Origin of the sequence: Hymenobacter sp. BRD67 (assembly GCF_013256425.1) — a bacterium.
Classification (GTDB): Bacteria; Bacteroidota; Bacteroidia; order Cytophagales; family Hymenobacteraceae; genus Hymenobacter.
On the sequence record NZ_CP053904.1, the window covers coordinates 4,345,417 to 4,362,571 of the forward strand.

Here is a 17,155-nt window from a genome sequence, read left to right on the forward strand (position 1 = left end):
ACCGCCGCCAAACGCAGCGTTTCAACACGGCGGGATGCTGCGTAAAATAAAAAAGTCGCCCGTTTGTTACGGCCGCAATAAGCTCTGGCCGGTCATATCAGCAGGCTGAGGCACCCCCATTAGCTCCAGAATGGTTGGGGCAATGTCACCGAGCTTGCCGCTGGCCAGGGTGCCGTGGTAGCTGTTGTCGGCCAGGATGCAGGGTACCAGGTTGGTAGTGTGGGCCGTGTTGGGCGAGCCATCCTCGTTGCGCATAAACTCGGCATTGCCGTGGTCGGCAATCACGATGGTAGCGTAGCCGGCCGCCAGCGCGGCCTCTACCACATCATGCGCGCAGGTATCGGCCGTTTCCACGGCGCGTACCACGGCCTCAAACACGCCGGTGTGGCCCACCATGTCAGGATTGGCGAAGTTGATGACGATAAAATCGGCCGAGTTGGCTTGCAGCTCGGGCACCAGCGCGTCGCGCAACTCGTAGGCGCTCATCTCGGGAGCGAGGTCGTAGGTCGCCACTTTGGGCGAGGCCCGCAGGATGCGCGACTCGCCGGCAAACTCCTTTTCGCGCCCGCCCGAGAAAAAGAAGGTTACGTGCGGATACTTTTCCGTTTCGGCCATGCGAATCTGCGTTTTATGATGCGCCGCCAGCACTTCGCCCAGTGTGTTATCGAGGTTGTCTTTCTCAAAAATCGGCGTTACGCCCACAAACGTTGCATCGTAGCTCGTCATGGTGAGGTAATGCAGGTTCAGGCGGTGCATCTGGTAGGCGTTGAAATCCTGCTGCGTGAGCGCCTCCGTGATTTCGCGGCCCCGGTCGGTGCGAAAGTTAAAGCACAGCACCACGTCGCCCTCCTGAATAGTGGCCAGCGGTTGCCCGTCGGCACCCACCTTTATAATGGGTTTCAAAAACTCATCGGTAACCCCTTCTTTATACTGCTCCTGAACGCTTTGAATCAGGTTTTGCGAAGGCGTGCCCACGCCGTTTACCAGCAGGTCGTAGGCGATTTTGACGCGCTCCCAGCGCTGGTCGCGGTCCATGGCGTAGTAGCGCCCCACAATAGACGCTATTTTGGCGCCCGTGCGCTCGTTGTACTGCTCCAGGTCGTTCACAAAGTGCACGCCGCTCTTGGGGTCGGTGTCGCGGCCATCGGTAAAGGCGTGCACAAATACCTTGTGCACATCGGCCTCGTGGGCAATGGTACACAGCGCCTTTACGTGCTCGATGTGCGAATGCACACCACCGTCCGAAAGTAAGCCAATCAGGTGCAGTGGTTTATTGTTGAGGCGGGCATAGTCCAGCGCTTCTTTCAGGGCGGGTACCTGGCCCAGCTTGCGCTCCCGAATGGCCTTGCCGATGCGCACCAGCTCCTGGTCTACCACGCGGCCCGCGCCAATATTCATATGGCCTACTTCGGAATTGCCCATCTGGCCTTCCGGCAGCCCCACAGCCTCGCCCGAGGCTTGCAGCGTGCTGTGCGGAAAGCGCTGCAACAACTCATGAAAATAAGGCGTCTGTGCCTTATCAACGGCCGAAACTTCTGCGTTCGGGCGATGCCCCACCCATCCAGAATAACTAAAAGGACCTGCTTGTTCATGCCAGCAAAAGTACGCCCCGCACCCTAATGCCTCTTCTTACCGTAGTAGGGCCGGCCAATGCTTACAACTTCAGAATGTCTTCAAAATAGCTGCGGCTGGCATAGTTTTGGCTTATTGTTCACCAAGCGCCTCCGACCTGCTCGCGAAGCTTGTTTTTATGAAAGTAATTTTTACAAAAGTATTTTTAGCTAGCTTCCTGTTTATGGCCTTTGTGCTGAGTGGCAAGGCGCAGGCAGCCGACCAGCTGCCCGCCGTGCGCTCGGCTATTGCCAGCGGCTCGTCGCGTAGCCTGGCGCAATACCTGGCCCCTTCCGTGGAAGTGGGCTTCGATGGCGACAAGCAGAGCTACAATGCCACGCAAACCGAATTGGTTATGAAGAATTTCTTCACCAAGAACCCGCCGGCCAGCTTCGATATTGTGCATCAGGGAGCCAGCAACGAAGGTATTCCGTACGCTATCGGCCACTACGTAGGCCGCAATGGCAACTATCAGGTGTTTATCAAGCTCAAGCCCAAGCAGAGCACGCCCATGATAGATACACTCGACTTCACAAAAGAATAATCGTACTTTCCCTGGTTGCTGCTGGCAACCGGGGTTTTTTATGCGCCGGCCGGCCGGCGTACCTTTGCGGAGTGTCAGCTACTACCGCCCCTTACCTCACGCCCGAAGCGCTCACCACGTTTATCCGCACGGCCCTGGCCGAGGATGTCGGCGATGGGGACCACTCGGCCCTGGCCGCCATTCCGGCCGAGGCCCGCAACCGCGCCAAGCTACTGGTGAAAGCCGAAGGCGTACTGGCTGGCGTGCAGCTCGCAGAGCTGATTTTCAGGCAGGTAGATGCCGGCCTTACCCTCACTGTGCAGCTCGAAGATGGCGCGCGGGTGCGCCACGGCGATATTGCCTTTACCGTGGAGGGCCCGGCCCGCAGTATTCTGACCGCTGAGCGCCTGGTGCTCAACTGTATGCAGCGAATGAGCGGCATTGCCACCTGCACGGCAAACCTGACGGCGCAGCTGGCCGGCACCAAAGCGCGCCTGCTCGACACGCGCAAGACGACGCCCAACTTTCGTATCTGCGAGAAATGGGCCGTGCTCATTGGCGGCGGGGTCAACCACCGCTACGGGCTGTTCGACATGATAATGCTCAAGGACAACCACGTCGACTATGCGGGCGGCGTAGCTGCGGCCATTGCCGCCACGCACGACTACCTGCGGCGCACCGGCCGCCAGCTGCCCATCGTCGTCGAAACCCGCACCCTGACCGAGGTAGAGCAGGCCCTGGCCGCTGGCGGTATCGACCGCATTATGCTTGATAACATGCCGCCCCGGCACTGCGAGAGGCTGTGGCGCTGGTAGCCGGCCGCCTGCCCCTCGAGGCCAGCGGCGGCATCACCGAGCAAACCATTGCCGAAGTAGCGGCTACGGGCGTCGATTATATCTCGGTCGGGGCGCTCACGCACTCGGCCAGCATTCTGGACCTGAGCCTGAAAGCTTATTAAGGTAATAATTAATTGCTTACTGGTCAATGATTAATTCTTTGATATTCGACGTATCCCTTGCCCATAATTGACCATTAGCCAGTATTAAATTAACCATTATATATGAATCAACCCAACCAGCGCGGCGGTGGCAGTGGCTATCGCCAGCAACAGGCGCCGCAGTCTTTGCCCGGCACCATCAAGACCAAGAAATACCAATTTGACCCCAATACCTATACCCGGATTGCGATGGGCGAGGTGTGGCGCAAGCAGTGGTGGTATGCCCTTATTCCGTTTGCGCTAGGCGTGCTGCCGGCGGCCATCTGGCATTCGTGGTGGTGGCTGCTGCTGGGCGTGGTGCTGGCCGCTCTGTTTGTGCTGGTGCGCTCGTCGCTGGTAACCGGCGTAACGCAGATGGAGCAAAGCAAGCCCTTGTTTGAGCGCATGAACTACGAGGCCGACCAGCGCCAGCTCATTCTGCGCCAGAGTGAGCAGCGGGCCATGGCATTGCCCTGGGACCAGATTGGGCGGGTGCGCCGCGACCCGGATGCCTTTCTACTCTATTTAAAGCCCGCCGCGCCACCTGCCGAGCTGGCTACGTGGCGCCGCTGGATTGCCAGCACGTTTGACGTGCCGGTGTTTCTACATTTGCCGCTGCGTTTGTTCAACAACGACAACGACCGCAAGCTTTTTGAGGCGCTGCTGCGCCGCAAAGGTCTGCTGGTTGATACCACCACGGCTTGATAACGACCGTATACAGGCCCTTTTGACGTTACAATCTTTAGTTTCCGTAAGAATTTTCACCGTATGAAAAAGCTGCTTTCCTACCTGGCTCCCGCCGCTGCCGTTCTGCTACTTGCCTCGTGCAGCAGTGAGCCGTCTGACTGGCGCCCGAGAATAAGGTATCGCTCGACCTGGTTCCTCCCGGAACCCGCGTCAGCGACAACTTCGACCAGAATACGGACTATGCGCCCAACCAGGAAAAGGGTGGAGCTATCAGCCGCCCCGTTAGCTCGGGTACGGACCTTGAAAAGCAGGCTCCGCCGGCCCCTGCTGCCGCCATGACGGCCGACACTCAGGAAGGTACTGCCGTGAAAAAAGGTGGTAGCGAAGCTACCCGCCGAGCCAACCCAAGCTTTAATCCTAACCCCGGTGAGGGCCCGGCTAATGCTCCGGCGCAGTAAGCCAGTCAACTGCTAAGCCTGCGCCGGCAGTTTGCCATTGCCCGGCAGAAATTCTTGCAGCAATGTTGCGAATTTATTCGCAACATTGCTGCAAGAATTTCTGTTTAATAGCTCTATGTGGATTGCAGTACTTTTATTAGCGGCCACCGTACTGGTGGCTGGCGCAATGGTAAGCCTGGTGCCTGCCGTGCGCACCGGGCAGTGGATTAAGCCCCTGCTGGCCTTCAGCGGGCCTATCTGTTCACGCTCACCATCACGCATTTACTGCCCGAGGCCCTGACGCTGCTGCCCGAGGCGCCGCAGCGCGTGGGCTACTGGGTGCTGGCGGGCTTTTTTGGCCAGCTGCTGCTGGAAGTGCTTTCACAGGGCATCGAGCACGGCCATGTGCATGCGCCGGATGCCACGGAGCGGGGCCGCGTGCCGCTGCTGCTGGTGCTGGCACTGGTGGTGCACTCCCTGCTGGAGGGCAGTATTCTGGTGCGCGGGGCCGGCAGCGGCGAAGTAGGGCAGCACTTTTACGCGCTGGTGCTGGGCATTGCGCTGCACCATGTGCCGGCCGCGGTAGCCCTGGCTACGCTGCTGCGCCTGCGGCTGGGCTCACTGCGGCGGGCGTGGCCGTGGCTGCTGGTGTTTGCACTGGCCTCGCCCGCCGGGCTGGTATTCAGCAATTATATAGTGTTGCAGCAATTGCTGGGTAGTGGTATTTATGCGGCGCTACTGGGCTTCGTGGCCGGCACGTTTCTGCACGTTTCGACTACTATCCTGTTTGAAACCAGCCCCGAGCACCGCCTCAACTGGCCCAAGCTAGGCGCTACGCTGGGCGGCCTGCTGCTGGCGCTGGCCGTGAGCGCCACGTAGGCTAGCGGACCTAGCATTGGTATAATGCATAGGGTTTATTATATTTACAATATGTCCGGCCTTTCCCCTTGCTTTGCCCAATGCCGGTTGCTGGCCCTACTGCTAGTCATTGGCGCAGTCGGCTGTACTTCGGTGCGCCTCCCACCCGGCAGTTATAGCGAAACGCGCGGACTGGGCGTCATCATGTGGGAAGGTAAAACGCTGCAAATAGCCAGCAACCATACGTTTGCCTACAGCCGATGGAGCGACGATATCAATAGCGGCCGCTACGGCACCGGCACGTACCAGCTCACTGGCACTAAGCTGCTTCTGCAGTTTCAGGAATCTCCACCCATAGTTGTTGGGGTGCAGGCCCAGCAGCTCGCTTTGCCGCCCGATTCGCTTTTACTGACATTCACCATACTGGGCCGCCCGGTAGTTGGTACGGCCGAAGCAGCTCCGGTATCAGGTGCCACTATTGCTGCCCGTGACGAAAAGGGTAAGCCGGTAGCAGCCGTAAGCAGCAACGCCGCCGGGCGGGCCAGCCTGCGAGTGCCGCCTAGCACAGCCCAGATAAGTGTAGAAAGCCTGGGCTTTGTAACCTGGCGGCAGGCTTGCCCGCCTGGTAGCACTGCCTACCGCCTGGAGCTGCCGCCTAACGATGGTACGGCGTACGCCGCTGGTACAGTGCTGAAGTTTCGCCTAGTACGCCGGCCGCCGCCCAATACCCTGGTGATGAAGCGCGGTAAAAACCAGACGGTTTTCAAGCGCGATTAAGCGCCTGGGTAGCCATTTTGAAGTCAGGGGTCTGGCGACTACAATTCCTCTATTGGCCCCAGGCCGCGCAGGAAATGCTCAAGTTCGCGGGCGCGGGTGGTTTCGCGGGCTAAGGCGGCTTGCAGGCCTAGCAGGCGCTGGCGCATGAGCAGCACCAGGTCGATGGCTTCGGGAGCCAGGCCCAGGCCGTGGTGCAGGCGCGCCAGCCGGGGCAGCAGCTCGTCGGGTTCCTCTACTTCGAGAGTGTCGGGGCTGGGGCCGGACGCAGCAGGCCCAGCTCCACGAACTGGCGCAGCTCGGTGCGGCCCAGGCCATAGCGAGCGTCACATTCCTGATAAGTAAGGAGCAAAACGCGGGTTTCCATAGAGTTGCTAGGTGTCGGTGGCTGATTGTCGGAATGGCTTCTGTAAACAGGCAGCTTGATAATATATAGTAAAACCTATTCTATAGCCCGCAGCTTGGCCAGCTGCTGAATGAGCGCCCGTTCCTCGTCGGTAAGGTTGGTGGGCAGCTGCACGTTCAGGCGCAGGTAGAGGTCGCCAAACTTGCCGGCCTCGCGGTATACCGGAAAGCCTTTGCCGCGCAGGCGCAGGCGGCTGCCGTTGGCCGTTTCGGGCTTAAGCTTGATTTTGACCGGTCCACCGAGCGTCTCAACCGTTTGCTCACCGCCGAGCAGGGCCCGATAAAGCGGCACGGGCACATCCTGGGTAAGGTCGTCGCCGGTGCGGGCATAGTGGGCATCGGGGCAATCCGAAAGGTGATGAGCAGCGAGCCATTGGGGCCGCCGTTGCGGCCGGGTGCTCCTTGGTCGCGCAGCCGGATGGTTTGCCCGTCGGCCACGCCTGGCTGAATGGTAAGGCGCAGATTGCGCCCGTTAACAGTAATCGTGCGCGGCCCGCCCTCGTAAGCCTCGGCCAGCGTCAGCTCCAGTTCGGCCTGGTAGTCGGAGCCCGCGCCGGGCCGGCCGCTGCGCCCGCCGCCCATACCGCCAAACAGCGAGCTGAAGAAATCAGAAAAATCTTCGCCCTCGCCCCCAAACTGGCTGCCGCCGAAGCCTCCGGCCCCGCCACCCGCCGCATACTGGTTCCAGTCGAAGCCGCCGGTGCCCTGGCCGCGCCCACCGCCCGCCTGCTGGTAACGCTGGTAGTCGGCCCCCAGCTGGTCGTATTTCTGGCGCTTTTCGGGGTCCGAAAGCACCTCGTTGGCTTCATTGGCTTCTTTAAATTTTTGCTCGGCCGTGGCGTCGTTCGGATTCACATCGGGATGATACTGCCGGGCCAGCTTGCGGTAGGCTTTTTTAATCTGCTCGGTCGTTGCCGTTTTTTCAACGCCCAATACTTTATAATAGTCTTTATAGTCCATTTTAGAGGGAAAGCAAGGTCAGGACAAGGTACGTGACCGCTGCCTTAGTTGAACGTAGGCGAGGCTGGTTGTGTTGGGGCTCGCAAAAGTGTGGAGTGTGGAGTAAATTTGCATTTTGCAAATAGCCAGCATCTTTTTGGTATTCTGGTAAAAGCCGGCCGCAACTAAAAAACGTACTTAGCTGCTGCGTTGCGCAGTGTGGCACTTTTCCTGTTTGCCCGCCCATACTACCTTTTTTCTCCTACAATACTTCTTAAATCCGATGAAAGTAGTTACGCAAGTTCTGCTGCTTGGTGGTGCGCTGTTGCTGGCTCGTGCGAGCCAGGCCCAGACGCAGCCTGCCCCGGCCGCCTCTACTACGCCCGCGCCCGCCGCGCCAGCTACCGACCCCCTGCGCCGTTCAGTGGCGCCGCGCCGGGTGGTAGCGCCCCGCCATACGGGTGCTGCGCCCACTGCCCGCCCCAAAACGAGCGGGGTAATGGCCAAGGATGGCCTGACTATGCAGAATGGCCAGGTTATTCTGACGGAGCTAGGCCGCACCGCGCCCATTGAGCAGGACAAGCGCCTGGTGAACGGTACCTTGATTACTACCAAAGGTCAGATTACCAATGTGGAAGGCGTAACCTCGCAAATGGCCGAAGGCGACTACGTGTCGCTAACCGGCCGCCTCACCAGCAAGCGCGAGATGGTGGAAGCCGACAGCGTGCGCAAGCTCGTGGCCTACGACCTGAAGCACCCCGGCAAGCGCAAGGAGCTGGAAAAAGCCCGTGAAAAAGTAGAGAAAGAGCGCGAAAAAGCCGAAAAGGAAGCCGCTAAAGCCAAAGCGAAAGCTGGTCGCTAAGGCCGCCGGGTGTAGCTCAACAGTACTTCCAGGCCGGCCGCGTCGTCGGCGGCCTCCACTACTTCGTCGATGACGAACTGCACCTCGGCCTCGGTCCAGCCTTCGTCTTCGGCGGCGTGCACAAAGCTGTTGAGGGCGGTAAAGCGGTTGGCCCCGGCCGGCGGAGCCCAAATTAGCTGCTTGCGAATATTCATGCTGCGAAGATGGCATGCAGCGGCCCGTGCTACCCGGCAGGGGCCGCTTTTATTTGATGGGAATTATATATAAAATATATATTATTTCCTGTGCGCCGCCGGGCCCATTCGCAGCACTTTGAGCTTCACGGGTACCACGCCGGCGTCGATGAGGTCGAGCTTGCGGGCCGCGCGCTTCGATACGTCCACGATACGGCCTTTGGCATGCGGCCCGCGGTCGGTAACGACCACTTTCACCGAATGGCCGTTGCGCACATTCGTTACTTTTATTTTGGTGCCGAAGGGCAGGGTGTTGTGAGCGGCGGTGAGCTTGCCCGGCCGATAGGGCGCGCCGCTGGCCGTAGCCCGGCCCGCGAACTTATCGGCGTAGTACGAGCCCTCACCGGTTTGGGTGAAGGCCGATTTGCTACTGCCGCAGGCAGAAATCCCTAGCAATAAGATGCTAAAGGCGAGAAGTTTGCCTGAAAGCAGGCGAAAGGGAGAAAGCATAATTATATCCTTCATGCAGACTTCACTTGAGGAATGAAAATAAAAGCTCATCTTTGAGGCGAAACCAAGTTCTCACCTTTTTTCTTTCACCACCCTTATTATGAACAATACACTGAAACTCGCCGCCGGTCTTGCCCTCTCAGGCCTGTTCTTCACTGCCCACGCTCAGACTACTCCTGCTAAAGAAAGCAAAATGGAGGAGAAGAAAGAAAGCAAAATGGAAGAGAAGAAAGAGAACAAAATGAAGGAAGGCAAGATGCACGGCAAAATGCACAAAGAGAAAATGGGCGACGAGAAAATGAAGGCTAAGATGTAGTTCTTAGGCTAACGCCTTACTAACTCGGCCGCCCGGTTCAGCAGCTTGCGAAAGCTGTTGGGCCGGGCGGCTTTTTTGGCGGGTGGCGGGGCGGGTGGGGCAATACGAAGCGCCTCCAGCGCCGCGTAGCTGCCCTGAAAAACGTTGAAATCGACGGTGCCGCGAATACCGGGCACGTAGGCCTCGTCGGAGTGCTGCCAAATAATCCAGCGCTCGGACGGGAGCGCAGGGCGCTCGACCTCGTAGTGGGCCAGCCAGAGCGGGTAGTCGTCGAAATGCCCGGCCAGGTAGCGCCGGTAAAAGGTGTAGTTGGAGTACAGGATGGGCTTCACTTTATAATGCGCCTCGACCACTTCCAGCCATTGGCGTATCTCGCTGCGCAGCTCGGCCACATCGTGAAAGCGGGGCGCCTCCACATCGAGTACGGGCGGCAGGTCGCCAGGCCGAAGCGGAACCGTACCAATGAATAAATCGGCCTGCTCGGCACCGTTGCGGTTGGGCTGAAAATAATGATACGCGCCGCTCAGAATACCCGCCGCCCGTGCCTCGCGCCAGTTGCGGGCAAAGCGGGCATCGCGGAGCGTGGCCCCCTCCGTTGCTTTAATAAACGCAAACCGCACCTGCTGCTGCGCCACCCGGGGCCAGTCGATATGCCCCTGATACGCCGATACGTCAATCCCGTGCACCGAATAGCCCGCCAGCAGCGGAGTGCTTTCGTGGCCGGTGAGGTAGCGCATGGTGAGCGTGGCCCAGGCCCGGCGGGCGTAGCGATTGACCTGCCGCTGGTGGCGCAGGTAGTAGACGCTGCTGCCTAGTAGCCCCAGCAGCAGCCCCGCCAGTACCCAGCGCCGCCAGGGCCGGCGCGGGCCGGCCGCGGCACCAGGGCCGGGGCAGGGAGCAGAGGAGAAGCAGGGTCGGGCATGGGCAGCGAGCCAAAAATAACGCACGCCGGGCGGCTGTGCGTATGCCAGCGGGTGCCGTAGCTTGCAGCCGCAATGCCAACCGGTGGCCTGCTGGTTCCCTTTAGCTACTATTCCTATGCCCGACGCCCGTGATGCTAACGGCCATCTCATCCGCGAGTTGCACGGCGTAACGCTGGCCGTTATCCTCGATTATCTGGTAGCACACTACGGCTTTCCAGGCCTCGACGAGCGGCTGCGGCTGAACTGCTTTGCCGTTAATCCGAGCCTGAAGTCGAGCCTGACTTTCCTGCGCCGCACGCCCTGGGCGCGGGCAAAGGTAGAGGATTTATACATCCGCCTGCGCACGGCCGAGGTGCTGGGGCGGCCGATACCTTAGCGCCTGCCCATTCTATAATTTATCTGCCCTATGGCTGAGCTGCGCGAAAAATCCGGCCCCCTGGCGTTGCTGGTTGGCTTTGCCAGTTTCGTTATCTTCGAAACGGTGGCGTTCCAGCTGCTGAAATTCCTCACATCCGGGCTGGGCGAGGCCGACCAGTATCAGCCCGAAAATACCATCGTTAGCAACTGGGTAAAAACGGTGGCTTTTCTGGTGCTGCACCTGGCAGTGGTTATCGCGGCGGTGCTGGTGCTCAGCAATAAGCTGCCGCGTCGCTACCGGGGCCAGGTAATGGGCTGGTTTTATCTGAGCCTGCTTGTTGGGTTCGGGCTGCTTATTCCGCTGTTTTACTGACGTTTATTAAGGCAGATGAAAAAAAATAACATTTTATAAATGAGATTTAAAATGATTTTGCGCGTTTGATATAGTAAAATTGTTAAGGAGGTCGAATTGGGCGGGCTGCCCGCTTCGGCCCCGACTTCCTAAACAGCTTTGCTGCATATGTTAGCCATCAACCTGGGGTTTTAATATCTTGTTTGGTGAATATTAGTCTTGCCTGGCATAAAAAAGCCTCTGCTCATCGCAGAGGCTTTTTCGTAGAAAAACTAACGGGCGCCGGTCGGTCCCGGCGTTATGGAAGGGGGAGGAGTGGCCGGTCGGTCCCGGCCGTATCAACAAGCCAGGTAGCCTTAGCTGCCCGGCTGAATGTCAATCTCCCGGCTGGTGGCATCCCGGAACGGGATGGCCACGCGTAGCTCGCCGTTTTCGTGGCTGGCATTGATGCTGGCCAGGTCAAGGTTGCGGGGCAAGTCGAGGGTTTGCACGAAGAGCGGCGCCGCCAGCTGGTCTTCAGGGCCATGCTTATACTCGCCGTACACGGTAAGCTGACTGTCTTTTAGTACGACGTGAAAGCTCTCGGCCGGCACGCTGGGCATGGCTACGTGCAGCACCACGCCTTTGGGCCGCTTATTTACATGCAGCTTGGGCTGCGCCACGCCGCCGCCAATGGTATTGAGCAAGTCGAGCTGAGGGGCGATAGTACGGATAAATTCGCGGCTGATAAGTTTCATAATGGGCAGCCTTATTAGGTGGCTTCGGCCTGACTAACTCAAACCCCGTACCAGCTTCTAAAACGGGCTAACTCCGCTGCTGTTCAGTCGATATGGCTACTTTTTACGGAGTAGGTTGGCCCGCTTCTGACACGCTGGCCGAAAAGCCGCCGAAGTGGCAGGGTAGGCGGCATGCCGACTACTTTCGGCGCTGCTAAAACCGGCTCGTCAGGCCAAAATGAATCTTGGAGCTGGCGAGCGAAAAGCCGGCGTTGAGGAAGCTGGACCGCCCCACCGAGTACACAAACTGGAAGAGCCCGGCCGCCGTACGAAAGCTCAGGCCCGCGCCGAGGCCGGTCGGGGTATCGGGGGTGTGGGCTCCCAGGGTCGTTGCCTGGTAGTTGTAGGCTTGCAGCAGCGCCTGGTCGGCAAAAATGAATACGTAGCCCTCGGGGCCGGTGAATTGCCGGAGCTCGACCGTACTCACGCCATAAGCGTTGGTATAGAACTGGTTTTCGCTAAAGCCCCTGAGCGAGTTGAGGCCGCCCAGCCGAAACAGGTCATTGAGAAAAAGCTGCTGATTGAACAAGCCCTCGCCCCGCAGGCGCACCAGCAGCACGGCCTGCCGGCTCAGGGCCCAGTAGTGCTCGGCCCGTGCCCCAAAGCTATATTGCGTTGAGCGTAGGGCCAGGCCGTTGTATAGGGTTTCGCTAATAGACGCGTTGCGGCGCACGGTTTTGGTGCCTACGCCGCCCTGCGCGCTAAAAAACAGACCCCGGTGCGGAAAGTACAGGTCGTCGAGGTTGGCCCGCGAGTAGCCAATGCCATAGGAGTTATAGCCGGAGTCGACGTAAGTGGGGAGTACGTTCTGGTTATTGATGGCAACATAGCCCAAGCTGTCGAGCAGCAGGCGCGAGCTTTGCTGCTCGGCATAGAAGGAGAGTCGCCCGGCCCGCGCCGTGGGGTAGCTCACCTGTAGCCGCGGCTTAATAGTGAGGTAGTTGCCGGTCTGCTTATAGAGATTAAAGGTGCCGCCGACTTCCAGCGGCGTACCAAAAATATTGGGGTGCAGGTAGCTGGCATCGAGCAGCTGCGAGAGGGCATCGGTTTTGCGCCATTGCAAAGCTAACTGCTTGCCGCCGCCCCGCATATTGCGCAGGGCAATGGTCACGTCGCCCGTAAACTGTACCCCACTGGTACCGTCGGTATTGGGCAGCAGGCCCACAATGGCATCAAACTGGTTCGACGAGCGCTCGTCGAGCAGCAGGTATACCCGGGCGCGGTTGCGGGCAAAGCGCACTTCGGGCTCGGCGCGCAGGCGCACGTAGGGCAGCTGGCGCAGTAGGGCACTGATAGCATCTACCCGCTGCTGGCTGTAGGGCGTGGCGGGCGGTATCTGCAGGTACTGCGTGAGAAACCGCTTCTTGGTTTTGCTGGTGCCAATCACTTGCAGGGAATCGAAATACACCACCGGCCCGCGCTTGAGCACCACCCGCCCGGCAATGTCATGCCCGCTCAAACGCACCGAATCCAGCCCCACCGTGGCAAACGGGTAGCCCTGGTTTTCGGCCTCCGTCAGCACCCGCTCCTGCAAGGTTACCCAATCGGCCGGCCGCCAGGGCGTGCGGCGAAAAAACTTTTCGCGGTAGCCGGCGCGGGTCAGCAAGCCATCGCCGAGGTTGCCGTTGTGCAGGTAGGCCCAGCGAAACTGCTCGCCCACGTAGAGGCGCACGCGCACCGTGTCGCGGCCCCAGCGGATGTTGTCGGCCGAGGCGGTGAGGTAGGCATCGGCCTGCAGGGCCAGCACCAGTTCGCGCACGATGCGCAGGGCGGTGAGTGAGTCGGGCACCGTGGCCCGCGGGTGCAGGTGGCGCACGAGCGCTCGCCCGGCCGGCTCGGCTTCAATTTTGAGCACGCGCACATTGCCTGGGCGGCGCGTAGCGGCCGGCGGAGCCGCAGGGGCAGCGGGGGCGAGGCCAGCGGCGGCGCACTGGGCACAGCTACGCCAGGCGCGGCGGCCGGCGTCTGAGCCCCCAGCGGCCCGGCACCCAGCGCCAGCCAGCAGCACCAGCAAAGAAGGGTAGCGAGTCGGGCCATCGTCGGAAAGCAAACGCACCGGACCGATTTTAATTTCAGCAGCCCGATTTTTGTTGAATCATGGGCGGGCGACGGTTGTTGCCCCGCAAAAGTCGCGTTTCTCTTTCGCATATGGCTGGCCTCTACCTCCACATTCCGTTTTGCAAGCAGGCCTGCCACTACTGCGATTTTCACTTCAGCACCTCGATGGGGCTGAAAGGACAGTTTGTGGAAGCTTTGCTAAAGGAAATGGCCCTGCGGCGTAGCTACCTGCCCGACCCCGACGCCCCCTCGAAACAATTTATTTTGGCGGCGGCACGCCTTCCCTGCTGACGGGGGAGGAGCTGCGACGGATTTTTGCGGCAATACATGGTAATTTCACTATATTATCCGGAGCTGAAATCACCCTCGAAGCCAACCCCGACGACCTCACCGCCGCCAAGCTGGCCGAGCTGGCGGCCTCGCCCATCAACCGGCTCAGTATTGGGCTGCAGAGCTTCCACGAGCCGCATCTGCGCCTGATGAACCGCGCTCACTCGGCCCGGGAGTCGGGGCAGGCCGTACGGCAGGCCCAGGCGGCAGGCTTTGAGAATATTTCAGTTGATTTGATTTATGGCGTGCCCGCTGCCAGCCACGCCATCTGGGAAGAAGACCTGGCGCGGCTCTTTGAGCTGGGTGTGCCGCACGTTTCGGCCTATGCCCTGACTATTGAGCCCGATACGGCTTTCGGCCGCCGGCTCAAAAAGGGAACCTTCGTGGCCCGCCCGAGGAGTTTGTGGCCCGGCAATTTGAAATAATGCTCAGCCAGCTGCGCGCTCATGGCTACGAGCAGTACGAAATCAGCAACTTCTGCCAGCCCGGCCGCGAGAGCCGCCACAATGCCAACTACTGGCGCGGCGTGCCCTACCTGGGCCTGGGCCCGAGCGCGCACTCGTTTGATGGCTACAGCCGGCAATATGCCGTGGCCAATAATCCGCAGTACGTGGCCGCCGTGCTGGAGCGTGGCGAAGTGCCGCTTACCGTGGAAATCCTTTCGCCGCTCGACCAGGCCAACGAGTACCTGCTCACCAGCCTGCGCACCAGCCGGGGCTGCGACCTAGCCTACCTACGCGACGTGCTGGACCTCAACCTGCTGGCCGGGCGGGCCGACTACCTGGCCAGCCTCACCGCGCAGGGTATGGCCACGCTGGAGCGCGACGTGCTGCGCCTGACCGATGCCGGAAAGCTGCTGGCCGACCACATCACGCTGGCGCTGTTTGCCGATGCGGTGGCCCCCGTAGTGTAGCTTGCGGCGGCAGCCGGGCGGGGCGCCGCTTTTCTTTCGCACCTTATTCCCCTGCGCAGCCGTGAAGCTTCTGAGCGATGCCCTGGTTAGTAACGACGACTTTTTTGTGGAGCAGGTCCACCTTACGGCCATTGTCTTCGATAATACCGACGACGTAACCGTGTGGGCAACTACGTTTCGCGAAGACGACGACCACTTTTTTCACCTTGGCCTGCCTTTCCACGACCTCGACACGCTGCTGCGCGTAGCCGGCGACCGCGCCGAGGCCCTGGCCGAAGAAGTGGCCGATGCGCTGGCTTCTGCCGAGCAGTGGCCTTGCCTGCTCGAATACACGACCGAGGAGTCGCCACCCGTGCTGCTGCCCGGCGTGGCGCTTAAGCTGGCAGTCACTTTTCCGGCCGATGCCGACGAGGCCGATGACCCCCAGCCGCACAATATATTCTATCTGGAAGGTATTTACGCCCGCCTCAACTCGTAGCCCGCGATAAGTCGGCTGGCATGGCACTCGTATATGACAGCCGGCTACCAAGCAGCCAATGTGGTATCTTATCCCCGGCCTGGGCGCCGACGAGCGGGTTTTCCGCCGCCTGCGGCTGCAGGCCCCAGCCAAGTGCTCCAGTGGCTGCCCCCACAAACGCCTACTGAGCCACTGGCTCACTACGCCGCCCGCCTGGCCGAAGCCGTGCCGGCCGGGCAGCCGTGCTGGGTCGTGGGCGTATCGTTTGGGGGCCTGCTGGCCCAGGAGGTAGGCCGCCTGCGGCCGCTGGCGCGGGTAGTGCTCATTTCCAGCCTCGGCAGCCCGGCCGATTTGCCACTGCTGCTGCGCCTGGCCAGGGCCACGGGCCTGCATCGGCTGGTGCCCTTCGGGCTGCTCGGGCACTTGCCCCGGCTGGCCCAGTGGTTTTTTGGGGCGCAAAATGGCTCCGAGTTTCGGCTGCTGCGCCAGATACTGCGCGATACCGACACCGGCTTCGCCCGCTGGGCCACTGCGCAGCTGCTGGCCTGGCGCGGACCCGGCTTGCCGGCCGTAGTGCGCCTGCACGGTTCCCGCGACCACCTGCTGCCGGCCGGGAGCGCCCCTGTCGACTTTCAACTGGCCGGCGCGGGGCATTTTCTCATCGTTAGCCACGCCGCCCAGGTAAGCCGCATACTGAATGAGCTGGCGCAGCAGTAAACAAAAAATGGCAGTCAGCGCGCTTTCCAAGTATAAATCAGTAAATTAGCGGCAATTATAACCCGTTATTTTATAAGCTGATGGGGCAACGCTACTTTTTACTGACGACCATCTTGGGTAGTAGCCTGCTGCTGGCTACAGCCGCTCGCAGCCAGGCGCAGCAGCCGGCCGCCGATTCGGTGCTGCACCCTCCGAAGCTGCTTCTGAAGGCCGGCCTGCGCCTTACCCACCTGCGCTACACGCACGATAGCCAGTCGTGGCAATTGTTGCTGCCGCTTTCCCTTGGTGCCGAGTATCGGGTGGCACCCCGCGCCAGCTTCTACACGCACTTTGAGGCCGATATGCTAACTACTTATACCGCTGCCCGGCGGCGGGGCGGCCAGCGCGGGGGCCTGCCAGCTGCCTCGGTTGCGGTGGGAGTGCGCTACTACTACGGCCACGCGCATCAGGCGGCGCCCGTATTTGGCCGCTACCTGGCCCTGGAGGGCAGCGCCGATTGGGAACAGCTGGCGGCTCCCGGCGTGGTGGTCATGGGCGGTGGCCGCAGGCGCAGCACGCCCGCTGCGCTTACGCCCGGTGTGTATGTGCTTTGGGGGTGCAGCACCGCCTGCACCCGCACCTGCTGTATGACCTCAATGCCGGGGCCGGCCTGCTGGCTCCGGCCTACTACAATTTTGAGCGCCTTGGCGGCACCAGCCACTGGAACGTGGGCGGCCAGGTAAATATTCGGCTTTACTTTGGCAATTGAAAGCCAACTGTTGGCAAATCGGCCCGCTCCCCGCTTTCTACGCCCTTACTTCAGAAGAAACCCGACTGACTGAATCAGCGCCAACGCAAAAAGGGTTGCTTCGGAGGAAGCAACCCTTTTTTGGTAAAACGAAGCAGCAATTAAGCAGCAGTGGCTTCCGTAGCGGCCGGCACTACCGATACGAACGAACGCTCGTCGCGGCCTTTCTTGAACAGCACCGTGCCATCGACCAGCGCAAACAGCGTGTGGTCTTTGCCGATGCCGACGTTGGTGCCGGGGTGGTGCTTGGTACCACGCTGACGCACGATGATATTGCCGGCGATGAGCGACTGACCACCGAAGATTTTCACGCCGAGGCGCTTGCTATGCGATTCACGGCCGTTGTTAGACGAGCCGACGCCTTTTTTATGTGCCATGTTAGGAGAGAATTATGAGTTAAAAGTTAGGAGTTTT

The 17,155-nt window shown here is 60.3% G+C and carries 23 protein-coding genes and 2 pseudogenes; 16 read left to right on the forward strand and 9 right to left on the reverse strand.

Annotation, left to right across the window (positions count from 1 at the left end):
* Positions 1-66: 66 nt before the first annotated feature.
* The gene (gene gpmI / locus GKZ67_RS20315) at positions 67-1,557 is read right to left on the reverse strand and encodes a 2,3-bisphosphoglycerate-independent phosphoglycerate mutase (RefSeq protein ID WP_317172196.1); all 1,491 of its coding nucleotides are present in this window, start codon (positions 1,555-1,557) and stop codon (positions 67-69) included.
* Between the two features lie 193 nt (positions 1,558-1,750).
* On the opposite strand from gpmI, the gene GKZ67_RS20320 reads away from it, so the two are divergent.
* The 6 genes and pseudogenes from GKZ67_RS20320 to GKZ67_RS20340 all read left to right on the forward strand — a co-directional run bounded on the left by GKZ67_RS20320 (position 1,751) and on the right by GKZ67_RS20340 (position 5,869).
* Positions 1,751-2,155, forward strand: coding sequence for a DUF4783 domain-containing protein (locus GKZ67_RS20320; protein WP_173246165.1), 405 nt, complete (start codon positions 1,751-1,753; stop codon positions 2,153-2,155).
* A 71-nt stretch (positions 2,156-2,226) separates the two neighbouring features.
* Positions 2,227-3,092: pseudogene (gene nadC, locus GKZ67_RS20325) on the forward strand (carboxylating nicotinate-nucleotide diphosphorylase).
* A 102-nt stretch (positions 3,093-3,194) separates the two neighbouring features.
* Positions 3,195-3,815 carry a YcxB family protein gene (locus tag GKZ67_RS20330; RefSeq protein WP_173246168.1) on the forward strand — a complete coding sequence of 207 codons (621 nt, stop codon included), beginning with the start codon at positions 3,195-3,197 and terminating at the stop codon, positions 3,813-3,815.
* Between the two features lie 317 nt (positions 3,816-4,132).
* Positions 4,133-4,255, forward strand: a complete 123-nt coding sequence (locus tag GKZ67_RS24175; protein WP_262889620.1) for a hypothetical protein — start codon at positions 4,133-4,135, stop codon at positions 4,253-4,255.
* A gap of 306 nt (positions 4,256-4,561) precedes the next feature.
* Entirely contained in the window at positions 4,562-5,113 is a 552-nt protein-coding gene (locus GKZ67_RS20335) for a ZIP family metal transporter (RefSeq protein ID WP_254244971.1), read from the forward strand.
* A gap of 51 nt (positions 5,114-5,164) precedes the next feature.
* Positions 5,165-5,869: a carboxypeptidase-like regulatory domain-containing protein gene (locus GKZ67_RS20340; protein ID WP_173246171.1), complete on the forward strand. Its 705-nt coding sequence runs from the start codon at positions 5,165-5,167 to the stop codon at positions 5,867-5,869.
* A gap of 232 nt (positions 5,870-6,101) precedes the next feature.
* On the opposite strand, the gene GKZ67_RS24180 is transcribed toward GKZ67_RS20340, so the two are convergent.
* On the reverse strand, positions 6,102-6,233 hold the full coding sequence (locus GKZ67_RS24180) for a hypothetical protein (protein WP_262889621.1): 132 nt from the start codon (positions 6,231-6,233) through the stop codon (positions 6,102-6,104).
* Between the two features lie 75 nt (positions 6,234-6,308).
* A pseudogene (locus GKZ67_RS25405) lies at positions 6,309-7,231 on the reverse strand (DnaJ C-terminal domain-containing protein).
* 262 nt (positions 7,232-7,493) lie between these two features.
* Here GKZ67_RS25405 and GKZ67_RS20350 point away from each other — a divergent pair.
* Positions 7,494-8,072, forward strand: coding sequence for a DUF6799 domain-containing protein (locus tag GKZ67_RS20350; RefSeq protein ID WP_173246174.1), 579 nt, complete (start codon positions 7,494-7,496; stop codon positions 8,070-8,072).
* On the opposite strand, the gene GKZ67_RS20355 is transcribed toward GKZ67_RS20350, so the two are convergent.
* The gene (locus tag GKZ67_RS20355; protein WP_173246177.1) at positions 8,069-8,266 is read right to left on the reverse strand and encodes a hypothetical protein; all 198 of its coding nucleotides are present in this window, start codon (positions 8,264-8,266) and stop codon (positions 8,069-8,071) included. The two genes, GKZ67_RS20350 and GKZ67_RS20355, sit on opposite strands and share 4 nt — an antisense overlap.
* An 81-nt stretch (positions 8,267-8,347) precedes the next feature.
* Positions 8,348-8,755: a septal ring lytic transglycosylase RlpA family protein gene (locus GKZ67_RS20360; RefSeq protein ID WP_173246180.1), complete on the reverse strand. Its 408-nt coding sequence runs from the start codon at positions 8,753-8,755 to the stop codon at positions 8,348-8,350.
* Between the two features lie 100 nt (positions 8,756-8,855).
* On the opposite strand from GKZ67_RS20360, the gene GKZ67_RS20365 reads away from it, so the two are divergent.
* The gene (locus GKZ67_RS20365) at positions 8,856-9,071 is read left to right on the forward strand and encodes a hypothetical protein (protein WP_173246183.1); all 216 of its coding nucleotides are present in this window, start codon (positions 8,856-8,858) and stop codon (positions 9,069-9,071) included.
* Positions 9,072-9,079: 8 nt separating this feature from the next.
* On the opposite strand, the gene GKZ67_RS20370 is transcribed toward GKZ67_RS20365, so the two are convergent.
* Entirely contained in the window at positions 9,080-10,018 is a 939-nt protein-coding gene (locus GKZ67_RS20370; protein WP_173246186.1) for a glycoside hydrolase family 25 protein, read from the reverse strand.
* Positions 10,019-10,109: 91 nt separating this feature from the next.
* Between GKZ67_RS20370 and GKZ67_RS20375 the strand changes: the two genes are divergently transcribed.
* Both GKZ67_RS20375 and GKZ67_RS20380 read left to right on the forward strand, forming a co-directional pair.
* The gene (locus GKZ67_RS20375; RefSeq protein WP_173246189.1) at positions 10,110-10,370 is read left to right on the forward strand and encodes a VF530 family DNA-binding protein; all 261 of its coding nucleotides are present in this window, start codon (positions 10,110-10,112) and stop codon (positions 10,368-10,370) included.
* A 30-nt stretch (positions 10,371-10,400) separates the two neighbouring features.
* A complete protein-coding gene (locus tag GKZ67_RS20380; RefSeq protein WP_173246192.1) occupies positions 10,401-10,724 on the forward strand; it encodes a hypothetical protein in 324 nt (107 codons plus the stop codon).
* Positions 10,725-11,059: 335 nt separating this feature from the next.
* Here the strand turns inward: GKZ67_RS20380 and GKZ67_RS20385 are convergent, their stop codons facing one another.
* Together GKZ67_RS20385 and GKZ67_RS20390 are read right to left on the reverse strand one after the other, a co-directional pair.
* Complete coding sequence (locus GKZ67_RS20385) at positions 11,060-11,440, reverse strand: Hsp20/alpha crystallin family protein (protein ID WP_173246195.1); 381 nt, start codon at positions 11,438-11,440, stop codon at positions 11,060-11,062.
* A gap of 193 nt (positions 11,441-11,633) precedes the next feature.
* Positions 11,634-13,535, reverse strand: coding sequence for a BamA/TamA family outer membrane protein (locus GKZ67_RS20390; protein WP_173246197.1), 1,902 nt, complete (start codon positions 13,533-13,535; stop codon positions 11,634-11,636).
* Positions 13,536-13,627: 92 nt separating this feature from the next.
* Here GKZ67_RS20390 and GKZ67_RS24840 point away from each other — a divergent pair, with 92 nt between their 5' ends.
* The 6 genes from GKZ67_RS24840 to GKZ67_RS20410 all read left to right on the forward strand — a co-directional run bounded on the left by GKZ67_RS24840 (position 13,628) and on the right by GKZ67_RS20410 (position 16,676).
* Positions 13,628-13,828, forward strand: a complete 201-nt coding sequence (locus tag GKZ67_RS24840; RefSeq protein WP_317172198.1) for a hypothetical protein — start codon at positions 13,628-13,630, stop codon at positions 13,826-13,828.
* Positions 13,825-14,292 (forward strand): radical SAM protein, encoded by a 468-nt coding sequence (locus GKZ67_RS24845; protein WP_410505096.1) that lies wholly within the window; start codon positions 13,825-13,827, stop codon positions 14,290-14,292. Before GKZ67_RS24840 ends, GKZ67_RS24845 begins: the two co-directional genes overlap by 4 nt.
* Positions 14,271-14,780: a hypothetical protein gene (locus tag GKZ67_RS24850; RefSeq protein ID WP_317172199.1), complete on the forward strand. Its 510-nt coding sequence runs from the start codon at positions 14,271-14,273 to the stop codon at positions 14,778-14,780. The genes GKZ67_RS24845 and GKZ67_RS24850 overlap by 22 nt, the downstream gene beginning before the upstream one ends.
* Before the next feature lie 61 nt (positions 14,781-14,841).
* Complete coding sequence (locus GKZ67_RS20400) at positions 14,842-15,258, forward strand: hypothetical protein (RefSeq protein ID WP_173246200.1); 417 nt, start codon at positions 14,842-14,844, stop codon at positions 15,256-15,258.
* A gap of 33 nt (positions 15,259-15,291) precedes the next feature.
* A complete protein-coding gene (locus GKZ67_RS20405) occupies positions 15,292-15,954 on the forward strand; it encodes an alpha/beta fold hydrolase (protein WP_173246203.1) in 663 nt (220 codons plus the stop codon).
* Between the two features lie 80 nt (positions 15,955-16,034).
* Positions 16,035-16,676: a hypothetical protein gene (locus tag GKZ67_RS20410; protein ID WP_173246206.1), complete on the forward strand. Its 642-nt coding sequence runs from the start codon at positions 16,035-16,037 to the stop codon at positions 16,674-16,676.
* A gap of 166 nt (positions 16,677-16,842) precedes the next feature.
* Here GKZ67_RS20410 and rpmA read toward each other — a convergent pair whose 3' ends face one another.
* On the reverse strand, positions 16,843-17,118 hold the full coding sequence (rpmA, locus tag GKZ67_RS20415; protein ID WP_173246209.1) for a 50S ribosomal protein L27: 276 nt from the start codon (positions 17,116-17,118) through the stop codon (positions 16,843-16,845).
* Positions 17,119-17,155: the final 37 nt, after the last annotated feature.

Coding starts and splice junctions, on each gene's coding strand:
- GKZ67_RS20320 (WP_173246165.1), top strand. CDS start 1,751: ATGAAAGTAATTTTTACAAAAGTATTTTTAGCTAGCTTCCTGTTTATG.
- GKZ67_RS20330 (WP_173246168.1), top strand. CDS start 3,195: ATGAATCAACCCAACCAGCGCGGCGGTGGCAGTGGCTATCGCCAGCAA.
- GKZ67_RS24175 (WP_262889620.1), top strand. CDS start 4,133: ATGACGGCCGACACTCAGGAAGGTACTGCCGTGAAAAAAGGTGGTAGC.
- GKZ67_RS20340 (WP_173246171.1), top strand. CDS start 5,165: ATGTCCGGCCTTTCCCCTTGCTTTGCCCAATGCCGGTTGCTGGCCCTA.
- GKZ67_RS24180 (WP_262889621.1), bottom strand. CDS start 6,233: ATGGAAACCCGCGTTTTGCTCCTTACTTATCAGGAATGTGACGCTCGC.
- GKZ67_RS20350 (WP_173246174.1), top strand. CDS start 7,494: ATGAAAGTAGTTACGCAAGTTCTGCTGCTTGGTGGTGCGCTGTTGCTG.
- GKZ67_RS20355 (WP_173246177.1), bottom strand. CDS start 8,266: ATGAATATTCGCAAGCAGCTAATTTGGGCTCCGCCGGCCGGGGCCAAC.
- GKZ67_RS20360 (WP_173246180.1), bottom strand. CDS start 8,755: ATGCTTTCTCCCTTTCGCCTGCTTTCAGGCAAACTTCTCGCCTTTAGC.
- GKZ67_RS20365 (WP_173246183.1), top strand. CDS start 8,856: ATGAACAATACACTGAAACTCGCCGCCGGTCTTGCCCTCTCAGGCCTG.
- GKZ67_RS20375 (WP_173246189.1), top strand. CDS start 10,110: ATGCCCGACGCCCGTGATGCTAACGGCCATCTCATCCGCGAGTTGCAC.
- GKZ67_RS20380 (WP_173246192.1), top strand. CDS start 10,401: ATGGCTGAGCTGCGCGAAAAATCCGGCCCCCTGGCGTTGCTGGTTGGC.
- GKZ67_RS20385 (WP_173246195.1), bottom strand. CDS start 11,440: ATGAAACTTATCAGCCGCGAATTTATCCGTACTATCGCCCCTCAGCTC.
- GKZ67_RS24840 (WP_317172198.1), top strand. CDS start 13,628: ATGGCTGGCCTCTACCTCCACATTCCGTTTTGCAAGCAGGCCTGCCAC.
- GKZ67_RS20405 (WP_173246203.1), top strand. CDS start 15,292: ATGACAGCCGGCTACCAAGCAGCCAATGTGGTATCTTATCCCCGGCCT.
- GKZ67_RS20410 (WP_173246206.1), top strand. CDS start 16,035: ATGGGGCAACGCTACTTTTTACTGACGACCATCTTGGGTAGTAGCCTG.
- rpmA (WP_173246209.1), bottom strand. CDS start 17,118: ATGGCACATAAAAAAGGCGTCGGCTCGTCTAACAACGGCCGTGAATCG.